The 18,181-nt window shown below is 42.8% G+C and carries 14 protein-coding genes and 1 pseudogene; 5 read left to right on the forward strand and 10 right to left on the reverse strand.

What is annotated here, in order from left to right; all coding sequences use genetic code 11:
* Positions 1-11 precede the first annotated feature (11 nt).
* The 3 genes and pseudogenes from ACT7WV_RS24515 to ACT7WV_RS24525 all read right to left on the reverse strand — a co-directional run bounded on the left by ACT7WV_RS24515 (position 12) and on the right by ACT7WV_RS24525 (position 1,475).
* Positions 12-464, reverse strand: coding sequence for a hypothetical protein (locus ACT7WV_RS24515; RefSeq protein WP_445105377.1), 453 nt, complete (start codon positions 462-464; stop codon positions 12-14).
* Between the two features lie 44 nt (positions 465-508).
* Positions 509-888, reverse strand: a pseudogene (locus ACT7WV_RS24520) (RRXRR domain-containing protein); the annotation flags it as partial.
* Positions 889-1,211: 323 nt separating this feature from the next.
* Positions 1,212-1,475 carry a glutaredoxin family protein gene (locus ACT7WV_RS24525; protein ID WP_445105379.1) on the reverse strand — a complete coding sequence of 88 codons (264 nt, stop codon included), beginning with the start codon at positions 1,473-1,475 and terminating at the stop codon, positions 1,212-1,214.
* A gap of 293 nt (positions 1,476-1,768) precedes the next feature.
* Between ACT7WV_RS24525 and cysH the strand changes: the two genes are divergently transcribed.
* On the forward strand, positions 1,769-2,503 hold the full coding sequence (cysH, locus tag ACT7WV_RS24530; protein WP_445105380.1) for a phosphoadenosine phosphosulfate reductase: 735 nt from the start codon (positions 1,769-1,771) through the stop codon (positions 2,501-2,503).
* A gap of 283 nt (positions 2,504-2,786) precedes the next feature.
* Here cysH and ACT7WV_RS24535 read toward each other — a convergent pair whose 3' ends face one another.
* The 5 genes from ACT7WV_RS24535 to ACT7WV_RS24555 form a co-directional block, all read right to left on the reverse strand.
* On the reverse strand, positions 2,787-2,987 hold the full coding sequence (locus ACT7WV_RS24535) for a CHASE2 domain-containing protein (protein WP_445105381.1): 201 nt from the start codon (positions 2,985-2,987) through the stop codon (positions 2,787-2,789).
* Positions 2,988-3,043: 56 nt separating this feature from the next.
* Complete coding sequence (locus ACT7WV_RS24540; RefSeq protein ID WP_445105382.1) at positions 3,044-5,281, reverse strand: calcium-binding protein; 2,238 nt, start codon at positions 5,279-5,281, stop codon at positions 3,044-3,046.
* 11 nt (positions 5,282-5,292) lie between these two features.
* A complete protein-coding gene (locus tag ACT7WV_RS24545; RefSeq protein ID WP_445105383.1) occupies positions 5,293-5,664 on the reverse strand; it encodes a calcium-binding protein in 372 nt (123 codons plus the stop codon).
* A 286-nt stretch (positions 5,665-5,950) separates the two neighbouring features.
* A complete protein-coding gene (locus ACT7WV_RS24550) occupies positions 5,951-6,376 on the reverse strand; it encodes a hypothetical protein (RefSeq protein ID WP_445105384.1) in 426 nt (141 codons plus the stop codon).
* Between the two features lie 307 nt (positions 6,377-6,683).
* Complete coding sequence (locus ACT7WV_RS24555) at positions 6,684-7,178, reverse strand: hypothetical protein (RefSeq protein ID WP_445105385.1); 495 nt, start codon at positions 7,176-7,178, stop codon at positions 6,684-6,686.
* Positions 7,179-7,405: 227 nt separating this feature from the next.
* On the opposite strand from ACT7WV_RS24555, the gene ACT7WV_RS24560 reads away from it, so the two are divergent.
* Both ACT7WV_RS24560 and ACT7WV_RS24565 read left to right on the forward strand, forming a co-directional pair.
* Positions 7,406-8,596: a sigma-70 family RNA polymerase sigma factor gene (locus ACT7WV_RS24560; RefSeq protein ID WP_445105386.1), complete on the forward strand. Its 1,191-nt coding sequence runs from the start codon at positions 7,406-7,408 to the stop codon at positions 8,594-8,596.
* Positions 8,597-8,666: 70 nt separating this feature from the next.
* On the forward strand, positions 8,667-9,815 hold the full coding sequence (locus tag ACT7WV_RS24565; RefSeq protein WP_445105387.1) for a DUF1822 family protein: 1,149 nt from the start codon (positions 8,667-8,669) through the stop codon (positions 9,813-9,815).
* Between the two features lie 224 nt (positions 9,816-10,039).
* On the opposite strand, the gene ACT7WV_RS24570 is transcribed toward ACT7WV_RS24565, so the two are convergent.
* The gene (locus ACT7WV_RS24570; RefSeq protein WP_445105388.1) at positions 10,040-11,737 is read right to left on the reverse strand and encodes a sensor histidine kinase; all 1,698 of its coding nucleotides are present in this window, start codon (positions 11,735-11,737) and stop codon (positions 10,040-10,042) included.
* A 327-nt stretch (positions 11,738-12,064) separates the two neighbouring features.
* Between ACT7WV_RS24570 and ACT7WV_RS24575 the strand changes: the two genes are divergently transcribed.
* Positions 12,065-13,324 (forward strand): general stress protein, encoded by a 1,260-nt coding sequence (locus ACT7WV_RS24575; RefSeq protein WP_445105389.1) that lies wholly within the window; start codon positions 12,065-12,067, stop codon positions 13,322-13,324.
* An 88-nt stretch (positions 13,325-13,412) separates the two neighbouring features.
* Here the strand turns inward: ACT7WV_RS24575 and ACT7WV_RS24580 are convergent, their stop codons facing one another.
* On the reverse strand, positions 13,413-13,607 hold the full coding sequence (locus ACT7WV_RS24580) for a hypothetical protein (protein ID WP_445105390.1): 195 nt from the start codon (positions 13,605-13,607) through the stop codon (positions 13,413-13,415).
* 23 nt (positions 13,608-13,630) lie between these two features.
* Between ACT7WV_RS24580 and ACT7WV_RS24585 the strand changes: the two genes are divergently transcribed.
* A complete protein-coding gene (locus ACT7WV_RS24585) occupies positions 13,631-17,905 on the forward strand; it encodes a PAS domain S-box protein (RefSeq protein WP_445105391.1) in 4,275 nt (1,424 codons plus the stop codon).
* The last annotated feature ends 276 nt before the right edge of the window (positions 17,906-18,181 follow it).

Here is an 18,181-nt window from a genome sequence, read left to right on the forward strand (position 1 = left end):
GGCATTTGCTTCTAGCCCAATCCCTCCGGCTCCATAGCATCCGGTTGGCACCTACTCGAAAATTGCTCTCCGAGAGCGTATGGAGGGTTAACTCGTTCCTTACCAACTTTAGTTTCTGACTTTAGGAACCTCTCTATCCGCCGGGTTCTAATGAGTGTTTCCAAGACCTCAACAACGCTCTTGGCATCTGGTGAACCTTGGTCGTATTTCGACCCCTGCGTGTCAGCCCTTTCGCAAGTAAAACGTGACGACGGTTGAGCAAGAGTTCGCTTTCGCTGTCCATAGTCAGTTGCTAGAAGGTCACCGATATGGGCTATCAGTGTTGCCCCCGTTTCACCCCGCTTCAGGCGTTGATGACCAGTCGCAAACCTGGGGGTGATGCTTTCAACCCAGCACCTGGGCGATTGGACTTGGGATTTTCTCCCGCACCAATAAGTTGGTAGAGTTGTCATGACTTTCGTCATGCTGCCAATCCCTCACTTAGCGTGATTTCTGGCAAACGAGTCGCACTGTTAAAGCGTTTTTGGCGATGTCTTTTTGGTTAAAGGCAATTTTACGGTTGATTCTTCTGCCACGTCTGGCACGTCGCATAATACGCCTTAATTCCATCCGTTCTGTAATAGTTTGGAACGGTAGAACCAAGTGAGCCATCCAAATGGTAGACTTGCTGGACTGAACGCCTATGCCTGAATACATCTTCCCTGGGTCGATACCGAGAGCAATAGGTTGAGTTTCTTGACTTGTATCAACCGTTAATCGAACAGCGAAAACACCTAAATCGTTGTGATAGACTTTTGCCTTACCTTCTTTTAACCATCGTCTAGCACGACTAGGTTTAGTTGGCATTAAGGGTTCGCCTGATTTAGATAAAACGGTTACTCGTAACATGGAGATAATCCTAACGAGGTTAGTTTTTGGTCTCTTCCCGCATCTCAGCTAAGATGTCCTAACTCAATAGCGACTCAACAAAAAGCCTTAGAGGTAATTCGGACTAGAGAAGAATCCGAAAGTCTGTACCAAGCTGAGACTCAACGCGGTATTCAACCGTTTAAATCGCCGTTTGTTCGGCAATCCCTAATCTCAGCTTTTAGCGGATTAGGGTTGTTGAACTGAATCAGTTATTCTTTTTTTTACCATTGGACATCAGTTAAGAGGAAAATAACTCTTGACTAATGACTAATGAATATAAGCGATCTGGTAAAACTTGCCATTTATTTTTCTGGCAGGTATTGCTGTAGCATTCGCTCCAACTGCTGCACCGTGCTACGGGGAGAAGGGCGAGGCAAAGCTTCTTCTTTGCCATCACTGTCTCGACATAGTACCGGTACTTCATACTCATAGGCTGCGAACCAATCCTCACGAGTGGTAATATCTCGCACCTCTAGCTGCAAATTTAAGCTTTGAATTTGTTCGAGCTTTTCTTGCAATCCTTCGCACAGATGGCAACCGGGCTTACTATAAAGAATCAATTGCATTTCGCGTTATTGGTTAATTAATAGTCTCTTCGTGGGTAAACAGTTAATTTAAAATCGGAAATTGAGCTTTTACACCAGTATTCGGCTAATAGCATCTATTTTCCCTTGGCAATAAATTCCAGTGTCACCTCAAGCAGAAGAGAAGTCAAAGGAAAATTGTCAGCTGAATGTTTAGCTAGTTCGGGAGATACCGGATTTTTTGCCGAAAAAATACGGTTATCCGGTCAACTTATGTAGGTTTACGGGTTAGAATAAACTTTATTCAAAATCAGGTAGTATCCAACACCAACGCAATGACGACTACTGCAAGCCAAACATTAGTAAACTCTACCAGCTTTAACCTGGATGAACTAAACCAAAGATTGGACACTGCCCATCCTAGAGAAATTCTGGCATGGTGCGTGGAGAATATTCCCACAGGTCTAGTGCAAACCAGTGCCTTTAATATTGATGACTTGGTAATTACAGATATTCTCTACCGTGACCTTAAACCAGCCACACCAGTGCCAGTCATTTTCCTAGAAACGCTACATCATTTCCCTGAAACCCTGGAACTAGTAGGCAAAGCCATAGACATCTACAACCTGGATCTCAAAACCTATCAGATTCCTGGTATCAATTCCCGCAAAGCCTTTGCTGAGGAATATGGGATTGCCCTCTGGCATAGTGACATTGCCAAATTCCATCATTTGACCAAAATTGAGCCGCTGCAAAGAGGGTTAGATGAACTGCAAACAGTTGCTTGGATTACCGGCCGTCGTCGTGATCAAGCAGTAACTCGTGCTCAAATGCCAGTGTTAGAGCTTGATGCTAAAGGACGGATCAAAGTCAATCCTCTAGCTAGTTGGACACGTCAAGAAAGCTGGACTTATGCTCATCAACACGGCATGATTTACAATCCTCTGCATGACAAAGGCTATCCCAGCATTGGCGACGAACCGCTCACGACTAGAGTGGCAGAAGGCGAAGACGAACGCGCTGGTCGTTGGCGGGGCAGCAACAAAACTGAGTGCGGTATCCATATCTAGAAAATGCCTCAATTAAATAGTCCCTGGCTGTACCGCATCAGTCAGGGGCTTTTACTTAACGTGAGTTCGGGATAAGGAGGGACGGAATAGATAGAGTTGAAAGTACCTAATCGTCCACTTATCTAACTGCCCCTTGCTTAGTCTAGAATCCTTGTTTTGTCATGTCGTTGACTTTTGCCAGTGGTTTGAACCCCAGTGACAGCAGCAACTGTTAGGGAACAAAAAACCATAAAGTGGGATAATCATCGGTAGGCAAAGAACCTCGTAGTTTTTCTGGTTGCTGCTATCGCACTTCTTCTTCTGTCACAGTTACCACCAGTAGCCGTGAGTCTGGAATCTCAGGGGGACGTAATTGCCTGAATTGGTCAAACGCCTTTAGTTCGAGAGGTTGCAGCACTCCCAGATACCGCACCCCCATTAACAGCCCAGTTATTGCTATACTTGCCACTAACATCAAGGAAGGGGTGACGCAGGCAGTTAGCATTCTTGATTTAAAAAGTGCGATCGCTTTGAAAGCCTACTATTGAGTTTAACTCAAGCTTAAACAAGCACGATGTCACGGGAAACATCAAAGTTTTCTAGATTAGCAAAGTTTTCTAGAGTAGCAAATTGCTGAGAATTAAAAGATAAACCACCATTGTTTTTGTCAAAGGAGAATTCACTGGTGCTGCTTGCTCCAAATTCTACTTTGCCAATTTGAATTTTATCAACCAATATTTCAAAATCAGTAATCTTGTCAATTCCAGTCAACAAGGTATTGAAAACAAAGGTATCGTTCCCCAAACCACCTGCTAATGTATCGACTCCATCATTAGTGATAGCACCTGTGAAGTTGCCATTTTTATCGTAGGTTGAACCACCTCCATCAAGGATATCATTGCCAGTTCCACCATTAAGGATATCGTCACCATGACCTCCTTGTAACATATCGATGCCATCATCTTCGTAGGTAAAAGCGGTAATGGTAGGGGTTGTGGTATTAAAACCACCCCAGAGGATATCATCTCCCTTATTACCTTGAATCAAATCGTCGCCAAATTCGCCAATCAATTCAAAGGAGCCAACTATCCCCTGGGAATTTGAATTAGCAAGCTCTAATCCATTAATCCAATCTCCTGCATAAGTTCCTGTTCGTAGAAGCTGCTGAGTGCTACTAGGATTTATATTCATGGGGGTTTGATTCAAGGTGCCGATCATCGCTCCAGAAAAAGAAGTGGTGACTTCTTGGGTCCTTAGGTTAGTAGTGCTATTTCTTGAACCTTTTAAGAGATTACTCATTTCTTCAGTAAATTTTGTGGGGTTCTTATTACTGTAGTTATTGACGATAAAAGCAAGATTGGTGTTTTCGTTGCCTATTTGCGCTTCGATCCAAACACCTTGATCTGCGTTTAATGTACCGGATTTGATGGCATAACCTACATTGTTGGCTGTTGGTACTGAAGGTAAAAACAGGTTATCAACTCCAATTTGGAAATCTTCAACAACTACCATATCTCGGAAACTTTCAGTAATGCTTCCCCAACTACCGCTATTATTGTTAACAGCTTTAATAGCTGCTTGTTTTTGAGCCTCAACTTGCTGTAAATCGAGCCCATAATTTAACAGAGTTTGTTGATATGCAGTATGAGTAGAACCAATAGCTCCAAAAATAGGTATGGCAGACGCAGCACCTCCAGCAACTTCTAAAAGAAGATTTGCGGCTAATCTCTGATCTTCAAGCCCCTGGTCTGGCAAAGTAATATCATTGATAAAGGTTGCCAGTTTATTCGCATCAAAATCTAACCCCAAACCTGTTGAGCCTTCGATGTCTATGACGAAATTCGTTGCTTTTGCACTACCGCCAGAAATAGAATGAGAAGTCTCGGTGTTATCCTCATGCACCCCCGCAATAGCATAGACTGTACTTTTAGCAATACCATTAGCCATTCTCGTCTTGTCGCCGCCAAATAATATTTGGTCAATATTAGTAAGGCTATCAGTCCCTTCATCCCCATCACTTATATTGGTGTCTTCGACAGTCCAAGCTCCGTTGCTATTGGTACTAATATCAAACCCACCAGCTCGTCCATCATGGACAACAACATCTAAGCCAGATCCGCCATTGAGGTAATCATTACCCAAGCCGCCATTGAGGACATCATTGCCATCGTTGCCATAGAGGTAATCATTGCCATTCTTGCCATAGAGGTAATTATTGCCATTGTCGCCATGGAGGAAATCATTCCCACGGCTGCCAATAATATTTTCAATGGAAATTAAAGTTCCACTGCTTGTGCTATTAAGAAAGCTTACTTTTCCAGTGTATAGATTGGCTGTAATGCCTTTAGAGTAAAAGTTGTAGGCAGCCGTATCAATACCTGAACCACCACTTAAGTAATCGGACCCCCAGCTTCCATCTAGGGTATCATTGCCATTGCCGCCTGCGAGGTAATCATTGCCCAAGCCGCCCTCAAGGTAATCATTGCCATTGTTGCCATAGAGGACATCATTGCCATTGTCGCCATAGAGGTCATCATTGTCATTGTTGCCCCACAAGGTATCATTGCCATGCCCGCCTGCGAGGTAATCATTGCCATCCCCGCCATAGAGTTTATCATTGCCATCCCCGCCATAGAGGACATCATTGCCATTTTCGCCCCACAACCTATCATTGCCATGCCTGCCTGCGAGGGAATCATTGCCATGCCCGCCTGCGAGGGCATCATTGCCATTGCCGCCATCTAGGGAATCATTGCCATTGTTGCCCCACAACCTATCATTGCCAGTTTCGCCCCGCAACCTATCATTGCCTACCTGGTACCATTGAGGGCATCATCGCCTCCCCCGCCTACGAGGGCATCATTGCCATCGCCGCCCCACAAGGTATCATTGCCATTGTCGCCATCTAGGGTATCATTGCCCAAGCCGCCATTGAGTTTATCACTGCCATTGCCGCCCCGCAACCTATCATTGCCATTGTTGCCATAGAGGACATCATTGCCATTGTCGCCATAGAGCTTATCATTCTTATTCCCGCCATAGAGGGTATCATTGCCATCTCTTGCGTATAGCTTATTATCATAAGATGAAACCCATTCTTTACCTCCAAACAAGTACCAAGGGTAACTATAGTATCCCTTAACAGTTAAGTTATTATTTCCACTGTCTCCATATCTAGCCATTCGAGATTCTCCTTTGCATATGAAATTGAAATGAACAGAAGGTTTAGTTTGTTTACTAATCTCTGTGCATGTCACTCTTTACGACTGCAAATCATTTTTATGCACCCGCTTGACAAAAATTCTTTCTTAAACTGATGAAATACTTATGCCATCCCAAACCGTGACGTAGTATAAAAGAAATTCCTGAAATGCTTGTCAAATCAGGAATCATATACCTTTTGGGCGCTTTACTGATGTAATTTTCAACCCAGCTACTTGTATTTTTTTGGAAATCTCTGCTAGCTTATTACATCCGTTTGAAGGCGTACTGATATCCTGGCTTAAGCAATTTAATATTTAGTTGGATATGAGGTTGACGAAGGTCTTTATCCCAGGCTGCTGCTGCGAGCTCTGTCTGACCAAAGTTGGTTGCTGTTCTTTTCGCTGCGAGTTCTATATCTTTGTAGCCACCACCGTAGTTCAAACCATAAGATAAGTCCAAATCTGTTTGATTAACTACTTGAATTGCTGTTGGATTAGAGCCTCTCCCCTGGGTTCTGCTCCAAACCGGAATTTTGCCGACTTCTTCTAGTACTATTGTAAACTGATTTCCTCGGTTTTTAGCTTGAACTGGATTGCTATTCGTAAATATCATTCCTCCTAACATTGAAACCAAAGCTGCACCACCGAACAAAGCGTTGCGTACATTTCTTCTTTGTGTTGTGAAGTTCATTTCTGGATTTCCTTTGCATGTGAAAATTTAAAAGAACAGAAGGTAAGGTTTGTTTACTAATCTCTGTGCATATCACTCTTTACGACTGCAAATCATTTTTATGCACCCGCTTGACAAAAATTCTTTCTTAAACTGATGAAATACTTATGCCATCCCAAACCGTGACGTAGTATAAAAAATTCCTGAAATGCTTGTAAAATCAGGAATCATATACCTTTTGGGCGCTTTACTAAAGCCATCACATCCTTTGACACACAAGCAAGCTCTTTAGTCAATAGCTTATGCGCTAAATTTAGATGCGTTTGCCCTATTTTACTGTGATGTAGAGTTTACTTGCTTCATCATTTGTGTTGCCCCAATTAAAAGTTGTAGTTTTGCCGATTAATCTATCAAGATTTACCAGACGATTAAATTCACCAACTGTGTCATCCCTAAAGCCGCTATCTTTATCCATAAGAATTAGCCTCAAACCGAACTTAGAGATACTGATCATGTGGTTAGTTAAAATTTGGATTGTATTACCACATTCTTTTCTAACTGCTTTATCTCGTTCAATAGTCCATTTTTCGTTTCCGCCAACTCGGGCAGTACCATAAACTTCTAGGGTATTATCAGCAAAGCCATCATCGCATCCTGTAATCTCAGCCCATGCCGTTACTGAATATTCTTTCGCTTGAGCATTAGCAAGTTGAGCTTGAACTGGGTTACTAGCAGTCAATATCATTCCTCCGAACATTGAAACCAAAGCTGCACCACCGAACAAAGCGTTGCGTACATTTCTTCTTTGTGTTGTGAAGTTCATTTCTGGATTTCCTTTGCATGTGAAAATTTAAGTGAACAGAAGGTTTAGTTTGTTTACTAATCTCTGTGCATATCACTCTTTACGACGGCTTTTTATTTTTATGCACCCGCCTGACAAAAATTCTTTCAATAATCGGTAAAGTTCTTATACAGCAAGGGATTGACTCTCTATTGTTGGCTGTATAATTTTATAGCTCATATAATAGTTAAAATAACTGAGAACATACCATGCAAGCCCGGCAAGGTATTGTGGAAATTTTCTCCACTTTTGTAGAATTTGACGTAGACCAATTTAGTGGTTGGATAACTGACCCTAAACTGCGACGTAGTATAAAACAAAAGGTAGCACACTCGTCAAATCATGAGTCAGATACCTTTTGGGTACTTTACTGGTATAAAGTTTGGCACGATCAATCCAGTTCTGTAGCACTGGCACATCTTTCTGCGTACTTACAAGAAACGTGCTACTGGAGTGCAAGAAAATTTGCCCTCAATTTTAAGAGTGATTCAACATTCCCAGATTATTTTCAAATTGCGATCGCTCATCTTGCTAAAATTCTCAAGAGTTTTAACCCCCAATACAGTTCCCATTTAAAAAGCTATGCAGAGTTAGCTTTTAAGCGGATTATTAAGGATGAGTTGCGCTTACGTCGGGAAATAGATATTTGTTCAGATTGGGCTTTATTACATAAACTTAGTCGTAAAAGACTGATAAAATCATTGCAAAATATGGGTTTCAATACTACTTGTATTGAAAGTTATGTTTTAGCTTGGGAATGCTTTAAGGAACTCTACACGAGTGACAACACAAAAATTCGCTCGCTTACTAAACCAGATGCTCGCACTTGGGAAGCTATTGCTAATTTTTATAATACAGAACGTTTAAGTCAGTTGAGTTTATCAACTGACTCAGTTGATTGGCAAACCATAGAAAAATGGCTGTTATCTTCTGCGAAAGCTGCTCGTAATTTCCTCTATCCCAAAGTTATCTCGGCAGATTCTTCCCTCAAAGAAGGTGAAGGTAGTAGTTTCTTAGATATATTGCCTGGGGATGTGGAAACATCTTTAATTGCAGAAATTGTTGAACAAGAAGAAACTGCGAATATACGAAATCAGCAACCTCAGTTAAACCAAGTGTTACAGCAAGTAATAACCGCACTAGATACTGAATCACAACAACTATTGCAACTATACTACATCGAACAAGTTACTCAAAAAGAAATTGCTGCACAGTTAAACATTAAACAATATACTGTTTCTCGCCGTCTCACTAGTGTTAAAAAGTCATTGCTGCTGACTCTTACCCAGTGGAGTCAAAACACCCTGCATATTTCTCCGAAATCTGACGTAATAGATGCCATAAATATTAGCCTAGAGGAATGGTTGAAATTCCACTACAGCCATGCCAACACAAGTTAAAACTAAAAGTTTATTTATCAGCAATTATTTTTAGCTTTTACTTTTTACATTTCACCCTCGCAATATAATCATGTCTAACTTACCTGCCCCATCTACTATTGACTCACATCAGTTACATCTGGAAATACCCCAATTCCAGATGCAAGAACAAGCATATTCAACCCCAGGTGCTTATCAGCGTGCTTGGATAAATCAACTTTGCTTGCAAGCATTTTTACCTTGGTTTAGAGAAGAAATTGACCCCAGCGCTAAAGTACACCCTAGTACTACGGCATTGCCGAGTTTTTGGGAATTAGTCAATGGCACAGCAATTACTTTTGATACATCTCGCCTCATATTAATTCCTACGCTAGCAATGGATGGAGATGAGTTACGGGTGCCACAAGAATGGGTAGATATTCCGGAGTGGGCTGCTGATTATTACATTGCAGTACAAGTAAATCCCGATGATGGTTGGATAAAAATTTTTGGTTACACAACCCATAAAAGTCTTAAAGAAAAAGGAGTTTATGATTTTGGAGACCGGACTTACAGCCTGGAAAGAGAAGATTTAATCCAAGATATAAATGTGCTTTGGGTTACCCGGCAAATGAATTATCCAGAAGCCTTGCGAGCTGATATTACGCCTCTAGCTTCTATCTCCCAAACCCAAGCGTCCAAACTCTTAGAACGGTTAGGTAATGCCGATGTTAAAATTCCCCGTTTGACTGTTCCCTTTCCCATGTGGGGAGCACTGATTGCTCATGGTGGCTGGCGCAAAAAATTATACGAATTACGTCAAGGCTTACCTCAACAGTGGTCAATTAGACAATGGTTACAAACAGGAGTAGCAAATTTACCTCAACAGTGGGGATCGAAAAAAAAGGAATTGTTGATGATGTCTGGGATAGCGCGGAGTACAGAATCCATTCAAGGCTTATCTCGGCAATTGATAATTGCAGGTGATACCTACGAATTATGTATTTTCCCTCAAGGTACTGGTGAAGATATTATTTGGAGATTTGAATTAAGGAATGCAACTCCTGGTGCTAGAATTCCCGTTGAGTTTAAGTTGCGATTATTAACGGAAGACTTGCAACCGTTTGAAAATAACGAAGATACGGCAATAAATCCTGTGGATATGTTGTATTTGCAAGTAACTTTAGAGCCAGGAGAAGGGTTAGTTTGGGAAACAGAACCAATTTCTGAAGATTATGAACGAGAGATTTTGCGATTTTAAGATGGCAAAAAAACATCACCCAAGGAAGCTAAAATGAGGTTAATTGGGCTGTCGTCATTGCCGTTTTTTAAGCGCATCATAATCCCGAAGCTTAGGGTCAAGGTGGCGGTGATTGCGGCAATAGCCTGTGATGTTATTTTTATTTAGCAACTTGCTACAAGCTAAAGCGTTGTAGACTTTGCAACCATTTTCGATAGACAGGGAAATAACTGCTGCCATTGATGCTAACCCAACATTTTTTTTGTAAAAGTTTCTTTTTGAGTGCATACACCTGGATGCTTAACTTCTAAAGGCAGGAATATGGTCATCACTTCACCTGCTTGGGGTCGCTGGCGCACAATCAGTTTTCCTCCCAAAGCTTGGAAAAGATTTTTAGTCACGTCGAGATTTAAACTAAGACTACCAGTTTCTGGCTGAAGCATCAGTAACTGACCAATCGATTTCAAAGTCGGACAAGTTGAGTCTTTTGCCTCAACTGGTTTGCCTATTTTTGATGGATCGGCGTGAGATTGGAATTGTAGCTTTAGTTGGTTTCCCGCGGGTATCACCTGTAGTTGAATTTGACCCCCTGCAGGGATAGAACGGGTGAAGTTCTCCATCAAGCCTGTCAACACCTGATCTAGCAGATTGGGATTACTCACCACAGCAGGCAGCTTTTGAGGCAAAACAACATCCAAAGTCAAGTTACGGCGCTGTGCTTGTTTTTGCCAACGGGGGATACTGTTCTCAAAAACTTGAGCAAGTGATATGGAGGTAAGGTTAACTGGCACTTCTCTAAAGACTGCCGTTTCTAATTCAACTGCCCGGAAAATTAGCTCCATGCGGTTGATTTGTTCTGTGCACTCATGGTCAATAATTTCCAATCGCCGGATTACTTCCGGGGCTAGGTCGCGACGCTTGAGTAGCAGCTTGGTGAGGGTACGAATTGTCGTTAGAGGCGTCCGGATTTCATGGGTCAACGCTTGCAGCAGTTCAATATCAGCTGTCGCCTCACGAGGATTGGAGATGTTACTGACACCTCGCTCTTCATTCTTCTTCAACGGCTGCCAATTACGTTTAGTTTTCAAGGCTTCGCCACGATTTGGCGATGTTTGTACCCTAGAGATTGGTTCTTTAGAAGTGACTGGTATTGCGGGGATATTCTCTTGCTGAGGCAGTTCTGGAAGCTTTTTGAGTAACTGACGACCAAATTGCATCACGATGCGATAATCCGGTGGCTTCGGAGCAAATTGTTTAACTAAACTTTCTAATTGGCTGAATTTCTGAGGACTAGTCAGTAATATCCGAGGACGCAGAGATACCCAAATCTGTTTGATCACTTCTGAATCAAAGGAGAACCGAAAGGCAGTAGTGCCATTCAGGTCAACTCCCATAGCCATGACTAAACTAAAGTGACTAGTAAAAACTAAACAAAATTGCTCTGCTGCCAAGGGATCAACCGGGAACAAAGGTAGCTCATAGACGGTATTGAGGGTTTGTTGAGACTGCCCATTTTGCGCAGGAGACAGTTGAAAAGGCATCCAAGACAGGACGTCAAAGGCTTCGGTAGTAAAAACTCCTGTCTGAAAATTCGCTAGTAGATCTGGTTGACTCAAGACTGGTACAGGCCCAGCTAAGATTAATCCCCGCTGCAACTGTTGGTCATGAGAATTTATCTCTAAATCGGTGACAGATTCCTGATTAGCAAAGTATCCGGTCTGGTTAATCTCTTGCAACAGCAACTCTTCTAAAGTTGCGATTGCACTAGACCACTCCCTTTGTGCTTTTGAGTACTCTCTTGCCGTGGGACTTGTGGCGCTTCGTTGACTGCTCTGTGTTACAGTTTCCTCTCCAAGCTGAGGTGCAACTTTATCTTCAAGTCCACTCTGTTCACTTTGAGCCAAAATTTCACTTAAGCTTGGCAACCACCACTTCTGCACCACGGTTTTTTCCCTCGCGCTGTAATCGTCTGACCTATGAATATTGAATATTTGCTCTTCTGATCACGAGAGTAACGGTATTAGTCATCATTCTGGGGTAGTAGAACCGAACCAATGAGTCGCAATTTCCGTTAGCCGGTCGAAAACAACTTTTTTAGAGGAACAGTATTAGCTTTGTTTCCCCCGATAGATACCAAAATATTCAGTTTACGTATATAGACCGATGAAAATCTGGGATAAGCAGGGGGAAATGAAAGTAGTTATACAAATCAAAAATAGATGCTGTATTTTTGGTTACCCCTTATTTGTTGCTAGACGAGGATCTAAAAAATGGTTGTGAGTCAAGACAAGCGTGCCTTTGGCGTACTTTCAACACGACAAGAAGCTGAGTATGCACTGGGAGAACTCCAGGATTCCGGTTTTCCCATGAGTCAAGTTTCTTTGATCGCGCCGGATGCTGACCAGAAAGACGCGATCGCTGGCGTTGAGGTGAAACAACTCACGGACGAGCAGGAGACAGGTATCGGTGCGGCTACAGGTGCTCTGGCTGGCGGTGTCACGGGAGGTTTTGTCGGTTTAATTGGAGCCTTAAGTGCGACTATGGTTCCTGGATTCGGCCCGATCTTGGTCGGGGGAGCGCTAGCCTCTGTCATTGGTGATGTTTTAATTGGTGGTACGGTAGGCGCTGCTGCTGGAGGCTTAGTTGGTGCTTTAGGCGGCTTAGGAGTTCCTCAAGAACAAGCCACTGTTTATAATGATCTACTCGACAAAGGAGAGTATTTAGTGATCATTGAAGGTACAACCGATGAGCTAGGTCGCGCCGCTTCAATCCTGCTGCTGCGGGGTATCAGAGAATGGCAAATTTATGATGCTCCGACTAACTATGGGACTGGAATGGGCATTACTTCAGCTGGATTTGCTACCCCAGCAGGTGCCGGTGCAACTACGGCTGGCGCTCCGATGGTAGGATACCCTTCACCACTAGGTATAACTCCTGTCGATGCCGCTACCTCTGGTACTACTTATAACTATCTAAATCAAGAGCAGCGCGCTGTTGGTGTCTTCTCAACTTATCAGGAAACCGAAGCCGCTCTTGAGCAGTTGAAAACATCGGGATTTTCGCTAAACAAAGTTTCCCTGATTGTGCGAGATGCTGACCAACACGAAGATATTACTGGTGTTAAAACTAAAGAGCGTATTAGTGATCACGCTGAGCAAGGAGCTGCCACTGGTGCTCTTGCAGGTGGTGCCTTGGGAGGATTAACTGGTTTACTGGTAGGTTTAAGTAGTCTGGCGATTCCAGGAATTGGTTCAATTATTTTTGCCGGAGCTGAAGCCGCTACAATTACCAGTATCATTACGGGTGGTGCGGTTGGTGCAGTAGCTGGTGGTTTAGTTGGAGCACTAGTGGGTTTAGGGATTCCCGAAGACCGAGCTAAAGTTTACAGCGATCGCGTTTCGGCAGGGGACTATTTAGTCATTGTCAAGGGTTCACAAGAAGAAATTAGCCGCGCTGAGTCTATTCTGAATGGTCGCAATATTCAAGAATGGGGCATCTATAATTCTCCCAGTGCACCGATGGTTAATTAAGCTTCGTACGCCACAAACCGGCTTATGAGCTGAATTTTCTATTTGCTTTTTGGGATTCTCGCCCTCAGCAGCTCATCTTATTACCTTCTCAATCAAAAGCTTGGCGTTTGCTATTGATAGTGGAGATGCTTTTGTAAGAGGCTTTAAGGTTGATGCCTTTAGAATGGTTAGTAGAGCTACGCACTGCTGCACTTGGTAGCGATCGTGAGCAAATTGTCTGACTTATTAAGCAAATTCCTAAATCTCCTAGGCCACTTTCCTGAGCTTTGGCAGATTTAATCATTGATTTGACTCAAGCTTCCTTTAATGAAAAATAATTTATTATTGGCTTCCCAGTCAGATATATTATTAGTTGACGATAATCCACAAAATTTACGTCTTCTACAAACGGTACTCAAAGAACAGGGGTATCAAGTCAGAACTGCCATTAAAGGAGAACTGGCTCTAATTGCAGTGGAATCGGCAGCACCTGATTTAATTTTGCTTGATATTAATCTTCCCGATTTTAGCGGCTATGAAGTCTGTCGAGAATTGAAGAAATCTCAAGAATTTGCAGAAATCCCAGTAATCTTTTTGAGTGCCTTAAGCGAAGTTTTAGATAAGGTAAAAGCATTTGAGGTTGGGGGCGCAGATTATATTACTAAGCCCTTTGATGTTCCAGAAATTTTGGTTCGAGTTAAAAATCAATTAACTATTGCTTGGCAACAAAAACAAGTCTTAGAGCAACAGAAAAAACTCACTGAACGTAATGCTCAACTGCAACTTTTACTAAAAACAACCCAAGCAATTAGTGAGGCAGCCGATTTTAACTCTGCTTTGGAAGCAACCCTTACTCAAGTTTGTGAAAAAATTAATTGGGACTTTGGCGAATTCTGGATTCCTAACAGAGACGCCACTGTTTTTGAATACGGTAAAGGTTGGTATGCCAGTCACCAAAGTTTTGTAGGATTTAGACGCAAGAGTGAAAAGTTTTTCTTTCCTGTAGATAGAAAACTAATCAAGCAAATTTGCCTGTCCAAGCAGCCTTATTGGCTCACGAATGTTTCCCTTGAATCACAAGAAGTATTCCTGCGTTTCCAACTAGCAAAAGAAGTAGGCTTAAAAGCCTGTTTTGGTGTTCCGATTCTTTTTAATGAGCAAGTGCTCGCAGTTCTGTTTTTTCTGAAAAAAGAAGCTAGCGAACCAGAAGAAGAAGTAATTGAGCTGGTAAAAGTTCTTGCCTCTCAGTTAGGTTCATTGATTCAACGTAAACGGTCAGAAGCGAAACTCCAGCGTACTCAAATATTCCTCAACTCTCTGTTAGAAAATCTACCTGTGGGAGTGTTTGCTAAAGATATTGAGGAGTTACGTTTTATTTTCTGGAATCAGGCTAGTAGCGAATTAATGGGCTACTCTGCCTCTGAAGTACTTGGCAAGACCGACTATGATCTTTTTCCAGAAAGGCAGGCTTCTTTGTCTATTACTCAAGACCGAGAGGTTCTCGCTAGTGGTCAGTTTCTCGATAATCCGGCAGAACCTGTACAAACAACCCATCGCGGCTCAAGAATATTCAATGTCAGGAGAATTCCCATTCTTGATGAAGTGGGAAAACCTCGATATTTACTGGGTATTGCGGAAGATATCACCGAGCGCCAGCAGTCAGAACAGCGCTTGCAGCTAGTAGAAAGAGCGATCGCAGCGGCCGATAATGGTATTGTGATCACTGACCCTAACCAGGCCGATAACCCAATTGTTTACACCAATCCCGGCTTTGAGCGCCTCACCGGTTACCAAGCATCAGAAATAATTGGTAAAAACTGTCGCTTCTTGCAAGCAAAGGAGCAAGAGCAACCCGCTTTGATAGAACTGCGGATGGCACTACGGGAAGGCAGAACCTGCCGTGTAACCTTACAAAATTACCGCAAGGATGGCACCCTCTTTTGGAATGATCTCTCCCTCTCTCCAGTGCGAGATGCTGTTGGTAACTTGACTCATTATATTGGCGTACAAACTGATATTACTGAGCGCAAGCGGGTAGAGGCAGAACTCAAAGAAGCCAGAAAACGTAGGGCGCTGTTTACTGTTATTGCCAAAATTAGGGAATCTCTGGAGCTAGAGACAATTTTCCAGACAGCAAGCACAGAGGTTCGCCAACTCCTCAATGCTGAACGAGTAGCTATATTTTGCTTTGATCCTGAATCTAGTTTTAATGAGGGCAAATTTATCTCAGAAGAGGTTTTGCCACCTTTTAATTCTGCCCTAAATGCTAAAGTTTACGACCGATGCTTTGGCGAGCGATATGCTCTACCCTACCAACGGGGTCAAGTTTTAGCAATTTCTGATATCTATAGTGCTGGCTTGAGTGAATGCCATATTGATATTCTCTCCCGTTTCCAAATCAGAGCTAACTTGGTGGTGCCACTCCTCAAAGGAGATGAGCTCTGGGGATTGTTGTGTATTCACCAGTGTTCGAGTCCGCGTCACTGGAAGGAAAGGGAGATTGAATTTATCCAGCAAATTGCTGCCCAACTGGGAATAGCATTACAGCAGTCGGAATTACTAGCCCAAACTCAAAGACAATCCGTAGCACTTGCCCAATCTTTGCAAGAATTACAGCAGGCTCAGATTCAGCTTGCTGAAACTAATAGGAATCTAGAAAGGCGAGTAACGGAGCGTACTGCCGAACTCCGAGAGGTAGTTGAACGATTACAAGAAGAAATTGGGGAACGCCAACAGGTAGAAGCTGCCTTACGAGAAAGTGAAGCACGCTACCGCGCTATTTTTGAGCAAGCTGCCCTGGGTATTACTCAAATAAGCCCAGATGGCTGTTTTCTCCAAGTTAACCAACGCTTTTGTGAGTTGGTGGGTTATACGGAGGCAGAACTGTTACACCTAACTTACCAAGAAATTACTTACCCCGAAGATTTGCAGGTTGATTTAGAGTATCAGCGTCAGATGTTAGCCCATCAAATTTCAACTTACTCCATAGAGAAGCGCTACATCTGTAAAGATGGTCAATTGCTCTGGGTTAATTTGGCGGTATCACTAGTCAGCGACGAGACGGGTGCTGTTAAATATGCCATTGGTTTGATTGAAGATATTAGCCAACGCCAAGCCGCATTTAGTAAACGCCAACAGGCAGAAGCTCAACTTTTGCAAAGCGAGCAGAAGTTTCGCGCTGTCTTCGATAGTACTCTTGATGGCATCGTGATTAGCGATGACAATGGCTGTTATGTCGATGCTAACCCCGCCGCCTGCGCCTTATTTGGTCTGCCGCTCGAACAAATCAGAGGATGCCCGATGACCATGTTTGTTGAGCCTTCTCAGGTTCTGGAAACTCAAGAACTTTGGCAGAGTTTTTTGAGCCAAGGTCAGATGAGACATGAATTTTGTTTGCATTTGCCTGACAGCACCAGACGAGAAGTTGAGTGTAGTGCTAGGGCTAACTTCCTCCCTGGACGTCACTTGTCGGTTTTGCGCGACATTACAGAGCGCAAACGCTCTGAGTTAGCTTTGCGGACACTTACTCAGCAAGAACAAGAGAAAGCCCAGGAACTTGAGCAAGCTTTAAGTGAACTCCAACGAACTCAAACCCAGTTAGTACATAATGAGAAGATGGTTAGTTTGGGTCAATTAGTGGCGGGGGTAGCTCACGAAATTAATAATCCTGTCAGCTTTATCTCTTGCAATATTGACCCGGCGAGTGAGTATACCGAAGAGCTGCTCAAGCTGCTAGAGCTATACCAACAGCACTATCCTGAGCCAGTTCTAGAAATTATCCAAAAACGGGAAAGTATTGATATAGACTTCATTACCGAAGATTTTCCCAAGTTGCTAGGCTCGATGAGGGAAGGTGCTGAGCGTATCTCTAAAATTGTTCTCTCTTTAAGAAATTTTTCCCGCCTCGATGAAAAGAAGAAAAAGCGGGTAGATATTCATCAAGGAATCGATAATACTCTACTAATCTTACAGCACCGACTCAAAGAACACTCTCATTGTCCTGAAATTCAACTGGTCAAAGATTATGGTGAACTTCCCTTAGTTGAGTGCTATCCAGGACAGCTCAATCAAGTATTCATGAATATTATCAGCAACGCCATTGATGCTTTAGAAGGTTTGAGTACTGACCAATTAAAGGTTCAAAGTTCTCAAGAATGGAACTTTAAAAGCTCGAATAGTCAATGTTGTCGCCCAAAACATCTCAGTACCACTAGCTTGGTACGAGCAGCCAACTGCCAACCGACAAAGCCCTGGATTCAGATTCGTACCTGCGTGCTGACAAACTCTGCCCCACCAAGCAACCATAATGGCACAGACACCTTAGGCTCAAAAGTGTTCGTCTACATTGCTAACAATGGCCCAAGCTTAGCAGCAGAAGCCTACAGTAGAGTATTTGACCCCTTTTTCACTACAAAACCACCAGGTAAAGGCACGGGCTTAGGTTTGTCTATTAGCTACCAGATTGTGGTGGAAAAGCACGGCGGTCAACTTACTTGTCGTTCGCTTCCTGGTCAAGGCGTTGAATTTGTCATTGAGTTACCGATTACTCAAGAGAAGATTACTCAGAAATCGCCGAAGCTGGATGCAAGTTTTGGTGATTAACACCTCCCGGTTGTTGGATCAGTTTAACGACTAACAGCTAGAGCAATTATTAAATAATATTACTTAGCTGGCTATTCTCTTAAAGAAAATTTGCAATAAAACAAATAATCTCATAACTTAGTGTATTATTGTATGCAGTAATAAATGTATTGTGGTCTGTCCCGTAGCAAAATTAGCTATCTCTGCTACTGGTAAAAGCTCTAAAAATAGAAATTAAGTAACTCACGAGGTCTTAAATGGCACAAATCCAGGCATTAGAGCGTGTTTCTGAGGAGC

Source organism: Symploca atlantica LB2515 (assembly GCF_052546295.1).

Excerpts from the sequence above, each read along its gene's own strand:
- ACT7WV_RS24515 (WP_445105377.1), bottom strand. The coding sequence starts at position 464 with ATGACGAAAGTCATGACAACTCTACCAACTTATTGGTGCGGGAGAAAA.
- ACT7WV_RS24525 (WP_445105379.1), bottom strand. The coding sequence starts at position 1,475 with ATGCAATTGATTCTTTATAGTAAGCCCGGTTGCCATCTGTGCGAAGGA.
- cysH (WP_445105380.1), top strand. The coding sequence starts at position 1,769 with ATGACGACTACTGCAAGCCAAACATTAGTAAACTCTACCAGCTTTAAC.
- ACT7WV_RS24535 (WP_445105381.1), bottom strand. The coding sequence starts at position 2,987 with ATGCTAACTGCCTGCGTCACCCCTTCCTTGATGTTAGTGGCAAGTATA.
- ACT7WV_RS24545 (WP_445105383.1), bottom strand. The coding sequence starts at position 5,664 with ATGGCTAGATATGGAGACAGTGGAAATAATAACTTAACTGTTAAGGGA.
- ACT7WV_RS24550 (WP_445105384.1), bottom strand. The coding sequence starts at position 6,376 with ATGAACTTCACAACACAAAGAAGAAATGTACGCAACGCTTTGTTCGGT.
- ACT7WV_RS24555 (WP_445105385.1), bottom strand. The coding sequence starts at position 7,178 with ATGAACTTCACAACACAAAGAAGAAATGTACGCAACGCTTTGTTCGGT.
- ACT7WV_RS24560 (WP_445105386.1), top strand. The coding sequence starts at position 7,406 with ATGCAAGCCCGGCAAGGTATTGTGGAAATTTTCTCCACTTTTGTAGAA.
- ACT7WV_RS24565 (WP_445105387.1), top strand. The coding sequence starts at position 8,667 with ATGTCTAACTTACCTGCCCCATCTACTATTGACTCACATCAGTTACAT.
- ACT7WV_RS24575 (WP_445105389.1), top strand. The coding sequence starts at position 12,065 with ATGGTTGTGAGTCAAGACAAGCGTGCCTTTGGCGTACTTTCAACACGA.
- ACT7WV_RS24580 (WP_445105390.1), bottom strand. The coding sequence starts at position 13,607 with ATGATTAAATCTGCCAAAGCTCAGGAAAGTGGCCTAGGAGATTTAGGA.
- ACT7WV_RS24585 (WP_445105391.1), top strand. The coding sequence starts at position 13,631 with ATGAAAAATAATTTATTATTGGCTTCCCAGTCAGATATATTATTAGTT.